This is a genomic window from Phenylobacterium sp. NIBR 498073 (assembly GCF_027286305.1).
GTDB lineage: Bacteria > Pseudomonadota > Alphaproteobacteria > Caulobacterales > Caulobacteraceae > Phenylobacterium.
This window is the reverse complement of sequence record NZ_CP114599.1, coordinates 2,506,750-2,523,484: the sequence shown is the minus strand read 5'-3', so window position 1 is coordinate 2,523,484 and position 16,735 is coordinate 2,506,750. Positions and strand designations below refer to the sequence as shown.

Below are 16,735 nucleotides of genomic sequence, written 5' to 3'. Positions count from 1 at the left end.
GGCGGGCATTAGCCCAGCCGCGGCAGCACCTGCCGCTCCAGCAGCGGCGCGAGCCGCACGCTGGGGGGCGACTTCGGCTCGATCCAGAGCAGCTCCTCGATCTCGGCCTTAGGCAGGACGCCGCCGGCGACCTGCGCCAGGTAGATCGCGCCATAGACCCGCGTGTCGGGCTCATTGGCGGCCGGCGCGTCGTAGGTGCCGAGGTGCTCGGCGCTGACCAGGTCGCAGCCGAGCTCCTCGCCCAGTTCGCGCGAGAGCGTGTCGATGTCGGCCTCGCCCGGATTGCGCTTGCCGCCGGGCAGCATGAATGCGGTCGTGCCGCGCTTGCGCACAGTCAGCACCCGGCCCCCATGATCGCGGATCACGCCGGCGACGATCTCGACGGCCTTCACGCCCCCAGCATCCGCGCGGCGCGCGGTGCGAAGTAGGTGATGATGCCGGCCGCCCCGGCGCGCTTGAAGGCGCCCAGGCTTTCCAGGATCGCGCGTTCCTCGTCGATCCAGCCGTTCTGGGCGGCGGCCATGATCATGGCGTACTCGCCGGAGACCTGGAATGCGAAGGTCGGCATGTTGAACTCGCGGACCACCCGGCTGACGATGTCGAGATAGGGCATGCCCGGCTTGACCATCACCATGTCGGCGCCCTCGGCGATGTCGAGGGCGACCTCGCGCAAGGCTTCCTCGGTGTTGGCCGAGTCCATCTGATAGGTTTTCTTGTCGGCGGGGCCGGCGGTGCCGAGCTTTCCCGAGCCGATGGCGTCGCGATAGGGACCGTAGAACGCCGAGGCGAACTTGGCCGCATAGGACATGATCATCACGTCCTGCAGGCCCTCAGCCTCCAGCGCTTCGCGCAGCTTGCCGCAGCGGCCGTCCATCATGTCCGACGGGGCGAGGATGTCGCAGCCGGCGCGCGCCTGGACCAGAGCCTGCTCGACCAGCCGTTCGATGGTCGCGTCGTTGGCGATCTTGTCGCCCTCGATGATCCCGTCGTGGCCGTGGTCGGTGAACGGGTCCAGGGCGACGTCGCACATGATGCCGACCTCGGGCGCGGCGTCCTTCATGGCCTTCACGGCGCGGCAGACGACCCCGTTCGGGTCGGCGGCCAGCGAACCGGCGGCGTCTTTCTTGGCCCCGTCGATATGCGGGAAGATGGCGATGGCCGGAATGCCGAGCTTGCGGGCTTCGACGGCAGCCTGGGCGCACTGGTCGACGGACAGGCGCGAGACGCCCGGCATCGAGGCGACGGGAACCTCGCCTTCGCCTTCATGCACGACCATCGACCAGATCAGGTCGGCGGGGGTGAGGACGCTTTCGCGGACCAGGCGTCGGACCCAGTCGGCCTGGCGCAAGCGACGGAGACGCAGGGCGGGGTAGGCGGCGAGGGGGGGCATGCTCATGAGCGCGCGCTGTGGCCCATCCCCTGCGCCGACGCAAGCCTGATGAAGCCCAGGGCGGGCGCGAACACCAGCCAGAGGCCCCCTATCGCCGAAAACAGGCCCGTTCCGGCGAATAGGACGATCAGCGTTCGATCGACCGTCACGTCGGACAGCTTGACCTGCACCTGATCGGGTATGCGCCAGCCCTCCAGGCGCGTGACCTGGAAAAGCTCGCCGGCGATGCTGACCACCGCCCCGAGAAAGCAGAGACCGGCCACGAGGGCGATGACGAACGCCACCCAGAAGATCCGAATCTGGAAGCTGTAGTGCGAGCCGATGGTCGGCGGCGCCTCGTCGCGCTGCGAATAGGCGATGATCGCGGCGATCAGCGCCGGCACTCCGGCGAAGAAGATCGCTGAGAACAGCAGGGCGTAGTTGATGAAGGCGAGATTGCGCGCGGACTCGCCGCTGCGTCCGTCGACCCCTTGGACCGCCATGCAATAGACCCCGAGAAAGACACGCCCCCGCGCGTCGCGTCGTTGACAGGTTGCGCCAGCAGAGCGACTTGCTCAAGTCAGCCTCTCAAACCTGGGTTCGAGCGAATGGATTTCACCCTCTCCGACGATCAGCGCGCAATTCAGGAGGCCGCGATGGCGTTCGCCGAGGCGGAACTTGCCCCGAACTCGGCGCGCTGGGACGAGGACAAGCATTTCCCGACGGACGTGCTGCGCAAGGCCGCTGAGCTCGGCTTCGCTGGGATCTACATCGGAGAGGACGTCGGCGGTTCGGCCTTGACCCGGCTCGACGCCTCGATCGTCTTCGAGGCGCTCAGCTACGGCGACGTCTCGGTCGCGGCCTATCTGACGATCCACAACATGGCTTCGTGGATGATCGACCGTTTCGGTTCGCAGGAGCTGCGGCGGAAGTATCTGCCCCGGCTGACGACCATGGAACTGATCGCCAGCTACTGCCTGACCGAGCCCGGCTCGGGTTCGGATGCGGCCGCCCTGCGCACGACGGCGACACTGGATGGCGACCACTACGTCCTCAACGGCTCCAAGGCGTTTATTTCCGGGGGCGGGGTCTCGGACCTCTACGTGGTCATGGCGCGCACCGGCGAGCCGGGCGCCAAGGGGGTCTCGGCGATCGTGGTCGAGAGCGGGACGCCTGGCCTCTCGTTCGGGGCCCAGGAAAAGAAGATGGGCTGGAACGCCCAACCCACGGCCCAGGTGAACTTCGACAATGTCCGCGTCCCGGTTGAGAATCGGATCGGCGGGGAGGGCGAGGGCTTCCGGTTCGCGATGATGGGGCTCGACGGCGGGCGGCTGAACATCGCCTCCTGCTCGCTCGGCGGCGCGGCCTTCGCGCTCGATACGGCCCAGGCCTACATGACCGAGCGCAAGCAGTTCGGAAAGCAGCTCGCCGACTTCCAGGCGCTGCAGTTCAAGATCGCCGACATGGCGACCGAGCTGGAGGCGGCGCGGCTGATGGTGCGCCGGGCCGCGAATGCGCTCGATAATCGCGATCCGCAGGCCACCAAGTACTGCGCCATGGCTAAGCGCTTCGCCACCGACGCCGGCTTTGACGTCGCCAACCAGGCGCTGCAGCTTCACGGCGGTTACGGTTATCTGAAGGACTATCCGCTCGAGCGAGTCGTGCGGGACCTGCGGGTCCACCAGATCCTCGAAGGCACCAACGAAATCATGCGGGTGATCATCGCCCGGGAGATGTTCCGGCAATGACCGATGAAGTCCTGATCCGTGTCGAAGGTAGTGTCGGGCGGATCACGCTGAACCGGCCCAAGGCGCTGCACGCCCTGACCACGGCGATGTGCGCGGCGATGACCGACGCGCTGCTGGCCTGGCGTGACGATCCCGTCGTGAAGCTGGTGCTGCTCGATCACGCCGGCGAGCGCGGCTTTTGCGCTGGCGGCGACATCCGCATGCTGGCCGATAGCGGCGCTCGCGACGGCAAGGACGCGCGCGAGTTCTTCTTCATCGAGTACCGCCTGAACCACCTGCTGTTCGAGTACGCCAAGCCGGTGGTCGTCATCATGGACGGCGTCACCATGGGCGGCGGCGTGGGCCTCTCCATGCCGGCCGGCTATCGCGTGGCGACCGAGCGGACCACCTTCGCCATGCCTGAGACGGGCATCGGCCTCTTTCCCGATGTCGGAGGCGGGTGGTTCTTGCCGCGCATGCCCAGCCATATCGGAACCTGGCTGGCCCTGACCGGAGGGCGAATCAAGGCGGCTGACTGCGAGCTGATCGGGGTCGCCACCGACTTCGTGGAGAGCGGCAAGGTCGAGGCGCTGAAGGCGGCGATCGTGGCCGATCCGGCCGCCGTAGACCGCTTGCTGACCGAATACGAAGGGGACGCCGGTCGTCCGCCGCTGGCTGCGCACCAGGACGAGATCGACAAGATCTTCGGGGCCGATACGCTCGAGGAGATCTTGGCTGGCCTGAAGGCGGCCGGGACCGAATGGGCGTTGGAGCAGCTCAAGGTGCTGGCGACCAAGTCGCCGCAGACCATGAAGGTCGCGCTGCGCCAGCTGCGTCTCGGCGGGAAGATGGAGTCCTTCGCCGAAAATATGACGATGGAATACCGTATCGGCGCCCGCGTCGTGCAGCGTCACGACTTCATCGAGGGCGTGCGGGCGGTCATCGTCGACAAGGACAATTCACCGCGCTGGAACCCGCCTACGCCCGAGGGCGTCAGCGAGGCCATGCTCGATGAGATTTTCGCGCCGCTTCCTTCCGACCAGGAGTGGTCGCCGCTAGCTTGACGCCGACACAAGGATCGCCCGGGCCAGGGCGACCGACATTAGGGACCTGACATGCGTATCGCCTTCATCGGATTGGGAAACATGGGCGGCGGCATGGCCGCCAACCAGGCGAAGGCGGGGCGCCAGGTGGCCGCCTTCGACCTTGCCGCTGCGGCCATGGACCGCGCCAAGGCGGCCGGCTGCACACCGGCGGGCTCCGTCGCTGAAGCGGTCCGCGACGCCGACGCGGTGGTGACGATGCTTCCGGCCGGTCCGCACGTCCGCAAGGTCTACGCCGAGGAGATCCTGCCCAACGCGCCGAAGACCGCGTTGCTGATCGATTGCTCGACCATTGATGTGGACAGCGCCAGGGCCGTGGCTGAACTGGCGCGGGACAAGGGGGTCCGCTTCGCCGATGCGCCTGTCTCAGGTGGGACCGCGGCGGCCGACGCTGGGACGCTGGCCTTCATGGTCGGGTGCGATGAGGCCGACTTCGCCGACGTCGAGGCGGTCATCCAGCCCATGGCCCGCGCGGTCATCCGGGCCGGCGATCATGGGGCCGGGCAGGCGGCCAAGATCTGTAACAACATGGTCCTGGGGATCTCGATGCTGGGCGTCTGCGAGGCGATCGCCCTGGCCGAGAAGCTGGGCCTGGATCCGGAACGCTTCTTCGAGATCGCTTCGAAGTCGTCCGGCCAGTGCTGGTCGATCACCAGCTACTACCCCTGGCCGGGGCCGGTGGAGACCGCACCGTCCAACCGTGGCTACCAGGGCGGCTTCGCCACGGCCATGATGCTCAAGGACCTCAAGCTGGCGCAGCAGGCGGCCGCCACGGCCGGCGCGGCCGCGCCGATGGGGGCGCAGGCCGAGGGACTTTATGCCCTATTTGAGCGGCTCGGCTTCGGCACTACGGACTTTTCCGGAGTTCTGCAGATGCTGCGCGGTCGGCTAGACGAGCTGCACGGCTGAGCGCCCAAGCTTACGGTGCGTCATCGAAATCTGAATGATTACGTATGACGAATTGTAGACAATCGATGCCCGCGGCGCGATAAGCCGGGCAATTGCAAGGGGACCGCCCCGCGGCGCGAGATCGTCGAACGCCTCGGGCGGAGTTCAAGTCGATGGATTATAAGAACGCCTTCCGCACCGCCCTCGAACAGATCCGTTCGGAAGGCCGTTACCGGGTGTTCGCCGACTTGAAGCGCCACCGCGGGCAGTTCCCGCAGGCGACCTGGACCCGTCCGGACGGCTCGCAGTCCGACGTCGTCGTCTGGTGTTCCAACGACTATCTCGGACAGGGCGAGAACCCGATCGTCACCGACGCCATGCACAAGGCGATCGACGAGGCGGGCGCGGGTTCGGGCGGCACTCGCAACATTTCGGGCACCACGCACTATCACGTCGAACTCGAGCACGAGTTGGCGGACCTGCACGGCAAGGAAGCCGCGCTGCTGTTCACCTCGGGCTACGTCTCGAACGAGGCCTCGCTCTCGACGCTGTATAAGATCCTTCCGGGCCTGATCATCTTCTCGGACGAGCTTAACCATAATTCGATGATCTCCGGCATCCGCGCCGGCGGCCGCGCCCAGCGTCGGGTTTTCCGGCACAACGATCTTGAGCATCTCGAGCAACTGCTGGCCGAGGCCCCGGCCGACGCGCCGAAGGTGATCGCGTTTGAAAGCGTCTACTCGATGGACGGCGACATCGCCGACATGGCAGGCACGGTCGCGCTGGCCAAGAAGTACGGCGCGATGACCTATCTGGATGAGGTCCATGCGGTCGGCATGTACGGTCCGCGCGGCGCCGGCGTCGCCGAACGTGACGGCGTGATGGCCGAGATCGACATCATCGAAGGCACGCTGGGCAAGGCGTTCGGCGTGATGGGCGGCTACATCGCCGCTGACGCGATGATCGTCGATGCGATCCGTTCCTATGCCGACGGCTTCATCTTCACGACCTCGATCCCGCCGGCCCTGGCCGCCGGCGCGGTGGCCTCGATCCGCTACCTGAAGGAACACAACGAGGTCCGTGAGGCGCATCAGGAGCGGGCCGAAGCCCTGAAGGCGCGGCTGCGCAAGGCTGGCCTGCCGGTCTTGCCCTCGGTCAGCCACATCGTGCCGGTGCTGGTGGGCGATCCGGTCCACTGCAAGATGATCTCGGACATCCTGTTGTCCGACTTCGGGATCTACGTGCAGCCGATCAACTATCCGACCGTGCCGCGCGGCACCGAGCGACTGCGGTTCACGCCATCGCCGGCGCACACCGACGGTATGATGGACGCCCTGGCTGAGGCGCTCGAGAAGCTGTGGGTTCACTGCAACGTCGCTCGCGTGGGCGGCCAGGCCGCTTAATCGTTGTCGCCAGCGTCAGGCAGGGGCATACCTGTCTGAGTTCGGTATTTTTGGAGACCCCTCGGGTTCACTGATCAAAAGCAAGTAAGGGCGGCTACGCCGCCCCGCCTACTTCCCTCGACGAACGCCCCGGCCAAGGCCGATCTGCTTGGCGAAATCGGATCTGCGCGCCGCATAGGCCGGCGCCACCATCGGATAGTCGGGCGGCAGCCCCCAGCGCCGGCGATAGTCTTCCGGACTCATGTCGTACCGCGAGCGCAGGTAGCGCTTCAGCATCTTCAGCTTTTTGCCGTCTTCCAGGCAGATGATGTAGTCGTGCTGGATCGAACGGCCCACCGGCACGGCAGGCCGGGGTTTTTCTTCGGGAGCGGGGGCCGGGCTCTTGCTAAGCCCTTCGAGCGCGCCATAGACGGACCTGATGATCTCGGGGACCGCTTCAGCGGCGACAGCGTTGCGGCTGACATACGCGGCCACGATATCGGCCCCAAGCCGCATCAACTCCTCGCCCGAACGAACTTCGGGCTCGGCTTCCATACTCATTCAGGACCCCCTGAGAACGCAATGACACGCGAAGCGGGCGCATCGGCGCGCGCCCCTCCGTGGGGGTTGCAACGCCGCACATAGAAGATCGTTCCATGCCGTTGGATCGCAGGTCCGATGGCGCTAAAGAGCGCAGCACGAGGCGCTCAGCCCACTTCCGCCTCCCAGGTTTCCCGAAAGGCCCGCCCATGACCGTTCACGCCCAGACCCCCGCAGACGCCTTCTTCTCGGCCGGCGTCGCCGACACCGACAACGACATCGCCGCCGTTCTGTCGGGCGAACTGAAGCGCCAGCAGGACCAGATCGAGCTGATCGCTTCCGAGAACATCGTGTCCAAGGCGGTGATGGACGTCCAAGGCTCGGTGCTGACCAACAAGTACGCCGAGGGCTATCCGGGCAAGCGCTACTACGGCGGCTGCGAAGTCGTCGACGTGGCCGAGCAGATCGCCATCGACCGGGCCAAGCAGATCTTCGGATGCGAGTTCGCCAACGTGCAGCCGCACTCGGGCAGCCAGGCGAACCAGGCGGTGTTCATGGCCACCATGAGCCCGGGCGACACCTTCATGGGCATGGACCTGTCGGCCGGCGGCCACCTGACGCACGGCAAGAACGTGAACCAGTCGGGCAAATGGTTCCGTCCGGTGGCCTACGGCGTGCGCCAGCAGGATCACCTGATCGACTATGACATGGCCGCCGAGGTCGCCCTGGCCGAGAAGCCGAAGGTGATCATCGCCGGGGGCTCGGCCTACAGCCGCCACATCGACTTCGCGCGCTTCAAGGAGATCGCCGACAGCGTCGAGGCGCTGCTGATGGTCGACATCGCCCACTATGCGGGCCTGGTCGCGGGCGGCGTCTATCCGAACCCGTTCCCGCACGCCGACATCGTCACCACCACCACCCACAAGACCCTGCGCGGTCCGCGCGGCGGCATGATCCTGACCAACTCCAAGAAGCTGGCCAAGAAGATCGATTCGGCGGTGTTCCCGGGGCTGCAGGGCGGTCCGCTTATGCACGTGATCGCCGCCAAGGCCGTCGCGTTCGGCGAGGCGCTGAAGCCGGAGTTCAAGCAGTACGCCCGCCAGGTGGTCGACAACGCCCGCGCGCTGTCCGACAGCTTGCAGACGGCTGGTTTCAAGATCGTCTCCAACGGCACCGACAGCCACCTGATGCTGGTCGACCTGACGCCGAAGGGCGTCTCGGGCTCGGACGCCGAGGTGGCGTTGGAACGCGCCCACATCACCACCAACAAGAACGGCATCCCGTTCGACCCGCTGCCTCCGATGCAGACCTCGGGCCTGCGCGTCGGCACGCCGGCGGGCACCACCCGCGGCTTCGGCCCGGGCGAGTTCCGTCAGATCGGGACCTGGATCGGCGAGGTGCTCGACGGCCTGGCCAAGGGCGGCGACAACAGCGCTGTGGAAGCCAAGGTCCGCGACGAAGTGCTGGCGCTGACGAAACGCTTCCCCATCTACAGCTAGTCCCTGTATTTAGGGGTTTGGTTGGCCGGAAGGGGCTAGATCATGCGGTGCCCGTTCTGCGGCCACGCCGAAAGTCAGGTGAAGGACAGCCGCCCGTCGGAAGACGGCGCGGCTATCCGTCGCCGTCGTATGTGTCCGGAGTGCGAAGGTCGGTTCACGACCTTTGAGCGCGTGCAGCTGCGTGAGCTGACGATCGTCAAGCGCGCGGGCCGCCGCGCGCCCTTCGATCGCGACAAGCTCGCACGCTCGATCGCCCTGGCCACCCGCAAGCGGCCGATCGAGCCCGAGCGCATCGAGAAGATGATCTCGACCATCGTTCGCCAGCTTGAGAGCATGGGCGAAACCGAGCTGCCGTCTTCGGCGGTCGGCGAGCTGATCATGAAGCATCTCAAGAGCCTCGATGACGTGGCCTATGTCCGTTACGCGTCGGTCTATCGCGACTTCCGCGAGGCCGGCGAGTTCGCCACCTTCCTGGGCGAAGAAGGCCTGAGCGACGGCGACGAGGATGGCCGCTAGCGTCACCCTCAAGCTGGCGACCTCGCTCGATGGCCGCATCGCGACCGCAGCGGGCGAAAGCCGCTGGATTACCGGGCCGCAGGCGCGCGAGGCGGTTCATCGGCTGCGCGCGGAGCATGACGCCGTGCTGGTCGGCGTCGAAACCGCGCTGGCTGATGATCCTGAACTGACTGTGCGGCTGGAGGGCTGGACCGGCCTGCAGCCAGCGCGCGTGGTGCTGGACAGCCGCCAGCGCCTGGCCGACGGCTGCAAGCTCTTGGCGACCGCCCGAGACGTTCCGACCTATCTGATCACCACCACCACGCCAGAGCCGCGCCTCGTCGACGCCGGCGTCAGGGTCTTGCAGGTCCATGCCGTCGGCGATGGTCGCCCGCAGTTGCGTGACGTCGTGGAAACTCTGGCAAGAGAAGGCCTGGGCCGGCTGTTCGTCGAGGGCGGAGGTCAGGTGGCCGGGAGCTTCCTGCGGTGCGGGCTGGTGGATCGCATGGAGTGGTTCCGTGCGCCGCTGGTCATCGGCGGGGAGGGGCGTCCAGGCGTCGGCGCCTTGGCGCTGAGCGCTTTGGCCGACGCGCCCCGGCTGCGCCGTGTTGAAATCCGTGAGGTCGGCGACGACCTCTGGGAGCGTTACGAGAGGATCTGAATGTTCACCGGCATTGTCACCGACGTGGGCCGCCTTCGCGCCGTCCGTGAAACCAACCGCGATCTCCGCTTCGAGGTCGAGACCAGCTTCGACCTGGCGACGATCGACATGGGCGCCTCGATCAGCCACGCCGGCTGCTGCCTGACGATCGTCGAGAAGGGCGACAACTGGTTTGCGGTGGAGATTTCCGGCGAGACGCTCAGCCTGACGACGCTGGGGGCCTGGAGGGAAGGCGACGCGGTGAACCTTGAGCGCGCCGCGCGCGTCGGCGACGAACTCGGCGGCCACATCGTATCGGGCCACGTGGACGGCGTCGGCGAAGTGATCTCGGTCGAATCCGAGGGCGGATCTCACCGGGTGAAGATCCGCGTCCCGCGGCCGCTGCACCGCTTCATCGCGCCGAAGGGGTCGATCACCGTGGACGGCGTGTCGCTGACGGTGAACGAGGTCGAGGACGACGTGTTCGGGGTGAATCTGATCCCGCACACCTGGGATGTGACCACCCTCGGGCGTCTGAAGCCGGGGGTGAAGGTCAATCTGGAGATCGACATGCTCGCTCGCTATCTCGCCCGCTGGCGAGAAACGGCCTAAAGGGTCCCTCCAAACAGAGACTGGAGCCCCATGCTCGAAGACAAAATCCGCATCCTCATCGTCGAAGCGCGTTTCTACGACGATCTGGCCGACGAGATGCTGAAGGCCGCCGCCGACGTGATCACGGCGCACGGCGCCGAATACGACGTCATAAGCGTGCCCGGTGCGCTGGAAATCCCGGGCGCCATCGCGATCGCCGAAGAGGGCGGCCAAGGCCCGGCCGGCAAGCTCTATGACGGCTATGTCGCGCTCGGCACGGTGATCCGCGGCGAGACCTATCACTTCGAGATCGTCTCGAACGAGTCGGCGCGCGGGATCATGGACCTGACCGTCGGCAAGCGCCTGGCGATCGGCAACGGCATCCTGACCGTCGAGGACGAGGATCAGGCCTGGGCTCGCGCCAAGGCCAGCGAGGGCGACAAGGGCGGGGGCGCGGCGCGGGCCGCGTTCGCGATGATCGCCCTGAAGCGCCAACTGCTCGGACAAGATTGATGAGCCGCAGCCAACGATCCGTCGCGCGTCTTGCCGCCATCCAGGCCCTCTATCAGATGGAGGTGTCCGGCGTCGGCGTTGAGGCCGTCATCCGCGAGTTCTCCGACCATCGCTTCGACCGGACGCTGGAAGGCGACCCGGAAGGCGAGGGCGCGACCCTCGCCGCCGCCGACGAGGCCTTCTTCGCCGACCTGGTGCGCGGCGTCGTCGGCCATCAGCGTGAGATCGACGCGACGGTTGCAGGCAGGCTGGCGGCCAACTGGCGCTTGGAGCGTCTCGACGCCACTGTCCGGGCTATCCTGCGTTCCGGGGTGTTCGAGCTTTCGCACCGGCCGGACGTGCCGACCGAGGTCGCCATCAATGAGTATGTCGAACTGACCAAGTCGTTCTTCGACGGCCCGGAAGCGGGGTTCGTCAACGGCGCATTGGACGCGGTGGCCCGCGATGTCCGCGGCTGACGAGCCGACCGAGGATCTGCCCGATGAGTTCGGGCAGATCGCTCGCCTCTATCGCCCCCTGACGCGGGGCGCGCCGGAAGCGTTCGACCTGCTCGACGACGCGGCGGCGATACCGGCGCGGGCTGGCCATGACCTGGTCGTGACCAAGGACGCGATGGTTGAAGGCGTCCACTTCCTGCCGGGGGAGGCCCCCGAAATCGTGGCGCGCCGGCTGCTGCGTGTGAACCTCTCCGACCTCGCGGCCAAGGGCGCCGAGCCCTACGGCTACTTTCTGGCGACTGCCTGGCCGGCCAGCTACGATTGGGGGGCGCGACGGGCCTTCGCGGCCGGCCTGGCGCAGGACGGCGAGACCTACGGGCTGGTGCTGCTCGGCGGGGATACGGTCTCGACGCCGGGGCCGCTGACCGTTTCGCTGACCATGCTCGGCTGGGTCCCGTCAGGCCGGATGGTCCGCAGGGCCGGCGCGCGGCCGGGCGACCTGCTGATGGTGTCGGGTGTGATCGGGGACGGCTGGCTGGGCCTGGCGGCCGTCCGCGGCGAGCTTGCGGACGTCGACGGCTATCTGGCCGGGCGTTTCCGCCTGCCGTCGCCGCGGCTGGAGCTGCGCCAGGCGCTGCGGGATGGGGCAAGCGCGGCGGCGGACGTTTCCGACGGCCTGATCGCCGACGCGCGCCATATCGCCCGCGCCAGCGGTGTCCGGCTGCGCCTGGACCTCGACGCTGTGCCGCTGTCGAAGCCGGCGCAGGCCTGGTTGCAGGCACAGTCTGACCGGCTGGCGGCGCTGACAGCGCTCGCCGGCGGCGGCGACGACTATGAGGTGGTCTGCACCGGGGCCGCGCCGATACCGGGCTTTTCGGTCATCGGCGAGGTGTCGGCCGGCGAGGGAGTTGAGGTGGTCTCCAGCGGCCGGGTGGTTGAGGCCGGCCCGGGCGGTTGGCGCCACAAGTGACGGGAAAGCTTCCGGAAACGCCTTTGCGCTAAGGGTCGGTGCATGATCCGTCGCGCCCTCATCGCCGTGCTGCTCTCTGCCTTCGCCGCCGGACCCGCGGTCGCAGCGAAGACCGAGACCCCGTCCAAGGACGCGCCGATCGGGCAATATGTCGACGTCTCGCCGGTCGCCGTGCCGATCGTGGCGGAGGGACAGCTGGTCAACTACGTGTTCGTCACCATCCGGGTGAACCTCACGCCCAGCGCCAACGCGAGCAAATGGCGCGGCAAGGAGCCGTATTTCCGCGACGCCCTGGCGCGTCTCGGAGGGCGCGGTTCGTTTGGCGACCCGAAGGACTATGCGTCAGTCGATGCGCCGCGCCTGGTCGCCGCCTTCCAGCGCGAGGCGGTCGCGATCGCCGGCAAGGACGTCAAGAACGTCGTGATCACCGCCCAGACCGCCAAGCAGCGTCGCGGACTGCCCGAGCCAGGCCCACGGCCCCCGCGCGACGAGATTCGGCCCTGACCGGCAGCATCCCTGCGCCTATCGTCGCGTAACCGTGGTCAACGGGGCGTTGCACGCATCCGTTACAACTGGCAACGTCTCGTCCATCAATAAGGAGCGGCGGATCAACGGCGCTCTACTTGAGGGAAAAAACGACAGGGGCCTGGAGCGTCGAGCACCGCCCAATCGTGGGCGGCGACCGGCGTCTTCGCGCAATCGATAGGGGCGCTTAGAACATGAGTCTTACGCTTACGCTGGTGATCGCTGCCGGCCTATTGGCGGTGCTCTACGGCATCGTGCGAACCGCGCAGTTGTTGCGGGCTTCACCTGGTAATCCACGCATGCAGGAGATCGCCGCAGCGATCCAGGAAGGCGCGCAGGCCTATCTGCGTCGTCAGTACACCGCTATCGGCATTGTCGGCGTCGTGGTGCTCATCGCCGCGGCGGTGCTTATCGGACCGCTGGCGGCCGTCGGGTTTGCGATCGGCGCGATCCTCTCGGGCGCGGCCGGCTTCATCGGCATGCTCATCTCCGTGCGGGCCAACGTCCGCACCGCTCAGGCGGCCTCCGAAGGGCTCGCCAAGGGGCTGTCCTTGGCGTTCCAGTCCGGCGCCATCACCGGGATGCTGGTCGCCGGCTTCGCCCTGGTGGGCGTGGCGGGCTACTACGCCATCCTGGTCGGGCCGCTCGGCCACGAGAACACCAGCCGCGAAGTCGTCGACTCGCTCGTGGCGCTCGGTTTCGGGGCCTCGCTGATCTCGATCTTTGCGCGTCTCGGGGGCGGGATCTTCACCAAGGGCGCCGACGTCGGCGGCGACATGGTCGGCAAGGTCGAGGCCGGCATTCCCGAGGATGATCCCCGCAACGCCGCCACGATCGCCGACAATGTCGGCGACAATGTCGGCGACTGCGCCGGCATGGCCGCCGACCTGTTCGAAACCTATGCGGTGACCACGGTCGCGACCATGGTCCTGGCGGCGATCTTCTTCCGCGGCAGCGATGTCGTCGGCAGCATGATGCTGCTTCCGCTGGCCATCTGCGGGGTCTGCATCGTCACCTCGATCATCGGCACCTTCGGCGTGCGCCTGGGCAAGTCCAACAACATCATGGGCGCGCTCTATCAGGGCCTGATCATCACCGGCGTGCTGTCGGTGGCCGCGATCTACTGGGTCGTGACCTCGCTGGTCACGGGCCCGGTCACCGTCGGCGACAAGACCTTCGATGCGATGAGCCTCTTCTGGTGCGGCATCACGGGCCTGATCGTCACCGCCCTGATCGTGGTGATCACCGAGTACTACACCGGCACGGGCTTCCGTCCGGTGAAGTCGGTGGCCAAGGCCTCGGTCTCCGGTCACGGCACCAACGTCATCCAGGGCCTGGCCATGTCGCTGGAATCGACCGCAGCTCCGGCGCTGGTCATCGTTGTCGGGATCATCGTCACCTACGGGCTCGCGGGCCTGTTCGGCATCGCCATCGCCACGACCGCGATGCTGTCGCTGGCGGGCTTCATCGTCGCGCTCGACGCCTTCGGTCCGGTGACGGACAACGCCGGCGGCATCGCCGAAATGGCCGGCCTGCCGCCGGAGGTTCGGGTCACCACCGACGCCCTCGACGCCGTGGGCAACACCACCAAGGCGGTCACCAAGGGCTATGCGATCGGCTCGGCCGGCCTGGGCGCCCTGGTGCTCTTCGCCGCCTACACCGAGGATCTCAAGTACTTCGCGGCCAACGCCACCCCGGGCTCGTTCTTCGACGGGTTGGGCGCGGTGGCCTTCGACCTCTCCAACCCCTATGTCGTCGTCGGCTTGCTGATCGGGGGGCTGTTGCCCTTCCTGTTCGGCGGCATGTCGATGACTGCGGTGGGCCGGGCCGCCGAGTCGGTGGTCGCCGAGGTCCGCCGTCAGTTCAAGGAGAACCCCGGCATCATGACCGGGGAGGTCAAGCCTGAGTACGGCCGGGCCGTGGACATCCTGACCAAGGCGGCGATCAAGGAGATGATCGTCCCGTCGCTGCTGCCGGTATTCTCGCCGATCGTGCTGTTCTTCGTGATCAACGCCATCGCCGGCAAGGTGAACGCCTTCGCCAGCCTTGGCGCGATGCTGATGGGCGTGATCGTCACCGGTCTGTTCGTCGCCATCTCGATGACCTCGGGCGGCGGCGCTTGGGACAACGCCAAGAAGCTGATCGAGGAAGGCCATCACGGCGGCAAGGGATCCGAGGCGCACAAGGCCGCGGTCACCGGCGACACCGTCGGCGATCCCTACAAGGACACTGCCGGTCCGGCCGTGAACCCGATGATTAAGATCACCAACATCGTCGCGCTGTTGCTGCTGGCGGTGCTGGCCCACGGAGCTGTCGGCTAGCCGACGCTTCGCACGAAAAGATCAGGCCCCGGAGAGTGATCTCCGGGGCCTGTTTGATTCTGCGGCGATGGGCTTGCGCTAGCGTCGGTCGCCCGGACGCGTGCCCGGAATGCCTTCGTCGTCGGCGTTCGGCAGCATGCCGCCGCGGCCGACGTTGCCCAGCAGCTGTTCCAGGATGGTCAGCTCGCGGCCCCGGGTCGGGGTCTCACGGCCGTTGAAGGCGATGACCTTGCCATCCTTCAGCGTCATGGTGTCGACGGTCTTCACGACCTCGGTGTCCTTGTCGAAGGTCACCGCCACCACGTTGCGCGAGGTGACGACGGGGCGGCGGAACGCCACACGCTCCTTCACCTGGTCGATATAGAACCAGACGTTCGGGTCGAACGTCGAGGTCGCCGACGGCGAGCCGAGGCTGGCGCGCACGGTGGACTTGGTGTCGGTCCCGACCTTGACGTCCTTGGGGTTGGCCTCGATGGCCTGAAAGCCGGAATAGGTCGTAATAGGCGCGCAGGCCGTGGCGGAGGTCAGCAGACCGGCGGCGAGTGCGGCATAGGCGACGCGGCGAAACATGTGCGAACCGGACCTGTTCAATTCTTCGAGGCTTTGACCTATCGCTCGCCGCCCCTTAGTTCAATGCCGCCTGTATCTGCGCCTGAGGGCGAAATCGAGGCCGAGATGTTCCTGGACCGCTTCTTCCGCCCACGCGCGACCCTGGCCATGGGTCAGAAGCTGTACGCCGGCGTCGTCGCTCAGGCGCGTACGCCGGCGCTCTACGAGGCCTACGGCGTGCCTGACACCGTCGAAGGGCGATTCGAGCTCTATACGGTTCACGTCTTTCTGCTGCTGGATCGGCTGAGGGGGCAGGGCGCGCGGGCGAGCGAGACTTCGCAAGCCCTGTTCGACACCTATCTCGGCGCGCTGGACGATGCGCTGCGGGAAATGGGCGTCGGCGACCTGTCGGTCGGCAAGAAGATGCGCAAGCTGGGCGAAGCTTTCTACGGCCGGGTGAAGTCCTACGAATCCGCGTTCGCGGCCCTGCCGCAGACGGACCATCTGCACGCCCTGCTGGGCAGGACGGTCTACGCCCAGGGCGGCGCCGAGCACGTGGCTGAGCTCGGCGAGTATGTGCTGCGTCAGCGCGCCGCGCTCGCCGAGCAGAAGCTGGAAGGGCTGCTGGACGGTCGCGCGAACTGGAGCGCAGCATGAGCGCCTGGCGTCATATGATCCGCCTCTCGGACCTGGCCCGCGGCCCGGTCAGCGTCACGCTCGAGCCGGGCGCCGAGGCTCGTGCGGCGATCGCCAAGGAACTCGCGCTGGAAGGATTGCCGGCCCTGCAAGGCCGCGTCACCGTCCGTCCTTGGCTGGACGGGGCCGAGATCACCAGCCGGTTCACCGCAGTCGTCGAACAGATCTGCGGCGTGACGTTGGATCCTTTCGAGACGCAGATCGACGGCGACTTCGTGGTTCGGGCCGTTCCCGCGGGAAGTCCCAACGCGCCGGCCGATTCGGAGGGCGGCGAGGTCGAGATGGACCTTGAAGCGCCCGACCCGCCGGACGTGCTCAGTTCGGACGACATCGACCTGGCGGGCTACCTTGTCGAGCATCTCGCGCTTGAGATCGACCCCTTTCCGCGCAAGCCCGGCGCCGAATTCAACTACGAACCGGACGTGCGGGAGGAATCTCCATTCGCGGTCCTGAAGCGCTTGAAGGACGATGGTGCGTGATCTGCTCTCTA

General features: G+C 67.1%; 20 protein-coding genes. 15 read left to right on the top strand and 5 right to left on the bottom strand.

Features of this window, described 5'->3' with window-relative positions; all coding sequences use genetic code 11:
- Positions 1-8 precede the first annotated feature (8 nt).
- From O4N75_RS12580 to O4N75_RS12570, 3 genes are read right to left on the bottom strand one after another with little or no spacing between them, the layout of a single operon-like run.
- Positions 9-392: an NUDIX domain-containing protein gene (locus tag O4N75_RS12580; protein ID WP_267230150.1), complete on the bottom strand. Its 384-nt coding sequence runs from the start codon at positions 390-392 to the stop codon at positions 9-11.
- Positions 389-1,396 (bottom strand): porphobilinogen synthase, encoded by a 1,008-nt coding sequence (gene hemB / locus O4N75_RS12575; protein ID WP_269625880.1) that lies wholly within the window; start codon positions 1,394-1,396, stop codon positions 389-391. The genes O4N75_RS12580 and hemB overlap by 4 nt, the downstream gene beginning before the upstream one ends.
- Positions 1,393-1,872, bottom strand: a complete 480-nt coding sequence (locus O4N75_RS12570) for a hypothetical protein (RefSeq protein ID WP_269625879.1) — start codon at positions 1,870-1,872, stop codon at positions 1,393-1,395. Before O4N75_RS12570 ends, hemB begins: the two co-directional genes overlap by 4 nt.
- Positions 1,873-1,977: 105 nt before the next feature.
- Between O4N75_RS12570 and O4N75_RS12565 the strand changes: the two genes are divergently transcribed.
- The 4 genes from O4N75_RS12565 to hemA all read left to right on the top strand — a co-directional run bounded on the left by O4N75_RS12565 (position 1,978) and on the right by hemA (position 6,490).
- Positions 1,978-3,117: an isobutyryl-CoA dehydrogenase gene (locus O4N75_RS12565; protein ID WP_269625878.1), complete on the top strand. Its 1,140-nt coding sequence runs from the start codon at positions 1,978-1,980 to the stop codon at positions 3,115-3,117.
- Positions 3,114-4,160 (top strand): enoyl-CoA hydratase/isomerase family protein, encoded by a 1,047-nt coding sequence (locus O4N75_RS12560; RefSeq protein WP_269625877.1) that lies wholly within the window; start codon positions 3,114-3,116, stop codon positions 4,158-4,160. Before O4N75_RS12565 ends, O4N75_RS12560 begins: the two co-directional genes overlap by 4 nt.
- Positions 4,161-4,211: 51 nt before the next feature.
- Positions 4,212-5,108, top strand: a complete 897-nt coding sequence (gene mmsB / locus O4N75_RS12555; protein WP_269625876.1) for a 3-hydroxyisobutyrate dehydrogenase — start codon at positions 4,212-4,214, stop codon at positions 5,106-5,108.
- Positions 5,109-5,260: 152 nt separating this feature from the next.
- Positions 5,261-6,490: a 5-aminolevulinate synthase gene (gene hemA / locus O4N75_RS12550; protein WP_269625875.1), complete on the top strand. Its 1,230-nt coding sequence runs from the start codon at positions 5,261-5,263 to the stop codon at positions 6,488-6,490.
- A gap of 108 nt (positions 6,491-6,598) precedes the next feature.
- On the opposite strand, the gene O4N75_RS12545 is transcribed toward hemA, so the two are convergent.
- The gene (locus O4N75_RS12545) at positions 6,599-7,030 is read right to left on the bottom strand and encodes a MucR family transcriptional regulator (RefSeq protein WP_269625874.1); all 432 of its coding nucleotides are present in this window, start codon (positions 7,028-7,030) and stop codon (positions 6,599-6,601) included.
- A 188-nt stretch (positions 7,031-7,218) separates the two neighbouring features.
- On the opposite strand from O4N75_RS12545, the gene glyA reads away from it, so the two are divergent.
- From glyA to O4N75_RS12500, 9 genes are all read left to right on the top strand, one after another.
- Entirely contained in the window at positions 7,219-8,508 is a 1,290-nt protein-coding gene (gene glyA, locus O4N75_RS12540; RefSeq protein WP_269625873.1) for a serine hydroxymethyltransferase, read from the top strand.
- A 42-nt stretch (positions 8,509-8,550) separates the two neighbouring features.
- Positions 8,551-9,024 (top strand): transcriptional regulator NrdR, encoded by a 474-nt coding sequence (gene nrdR / locus O4N75_RS12535; RefSeq protein WP_269625872.1) that lies wholly within the window; start codon positions 8,551-8,553, stop codon positions 9,022-9,024.
- Positions 9,014-9,664, top strand: coding sequence for a RibD family protein (locus O4N75_RS12530; RefSeq protein ID WP_269625871.1), 651 nt, complete (start codon positions 9,014-9,016; stop codon positions 9,662-9,664). The genes nrdR and O4N75_RS12530 overlap by 11 nt, the downstream gene beginning before the upstream one ends.
- A complete protein-coding gene (locus O4N75_RS12525; RefSeq protein WP_269625870.1) occupies positions 9,665-10,255 on the top strand; it encodes a riboflavin synthase in 591 nt (196 codons plus the stop codon).
- Between the two features lie 30 nt (positions 10,256-10,285).
- Positions 10,286-10,747, top strand: coding sequence for a 6,7-dimethyl-8-ribityllumazine synthase (gene ribH, locus O4N75_RS12520; RefSeq protein WP_269625869.1), 462 nt, complete (start codon positions 10,286-10,288; stop codon positions 10,745-10,747).
- Positions 10,747-11,205 carry a transcription antitermination factor NusB gene (gene nusB / locus O4N75_RS12515; RefSeq protein WP_267230164.1) on the top strand — a complete coding sequence of 153 codons (459 nt, stop codon included), beginning with the start codon at positions 10,747-10,749 and terminating at the stop codon, positions 11,203-11,205. The genes ribH and nusB overlap by 1 nt, the downstream gene beginning before the upstream one ends.
- Positions 11,192-12,154: a thiamine-phosphate kinase gene (gene thiL / locus O4N75_RS12510; protein WP_269625868.1), complete on the top strand. Its 963-nt coding sequence runs from the start codon at positions 11,192-11,194 to the stop codon at positions 12,152-12,154. The genes nusB and thiL overlap by 14 nt, the downstream gene beginning before the upstream one ends.
- A 42-nt stretch (positions 12,155-12,196) precedes the next feature.
- Positions 12,197-12,658 (top strand): hypothetical protein, encoded by a 462-nt coding sequence (locus tag O4N75_RS12505; RefSeq protein ID WP_269625867.1) that lies wholly within the window; start codon positions 12,197-12,199, stop codon positions 12,656-12,658.
- Between the two features lie 215 nt (positions 12,659-12,873).
- Positions 12,874-15,000, top strand: coding sequence for a sodium-translocating pyrophosphatase (locus O4N75_RS12500; protein ID WP_269625866.1), 2,127 nt, complete (start codon positions 12,874-12,876; stop codon positions 14,998-15,000).
- A gap of 78 nt (positions 15,001-15,078) precedes the next feature.
- Here O4N75_RS12500 and bamE read toward each other — a convergent pair whose 3' ends face one another.
- Positions 15,079-15,570 (bottom strand): outer membrane protein assembly factor BamE, encoded by a 492-nt coding sequence (gene bamE, locus O4N75_RS12495; protein WP_269625865.1) that lies wholly within the window; start codon positions 15,568-15,570, stop codon positions 15,079-15,081.
- Between the two features lie 105 nt (positions 15,571-15,675).
- Between bamE and O4N75_RS12490 the strand changes: the two genes are divergently transcribed.
- Entirely contained in the window at positions 15,676-16,206 is a 531-nt protein-coding gene (locus O4N75_RS12490) for a ubiquinol-cytochrome C chaperone family protein (RefSeq protein WP_269625864.1), read from the top strand.
- Positions 16,203-16,724, top strand: a complete 522-nt coding sequence (locus O4N75_RS12485) for a DUF177 domain-containing protein (protein ID WP_269625863.1) — start codon at positions 16,203-16,205, stop codon at positions 16,722-16,724. The genes O4N75_RS12490 and O4N75_RS12485 overlap by 4 nt, the downstream gene beginning before the upstream one ends.
- Positions 16,725-16,735: the final 11 nt, after the last annotated feature.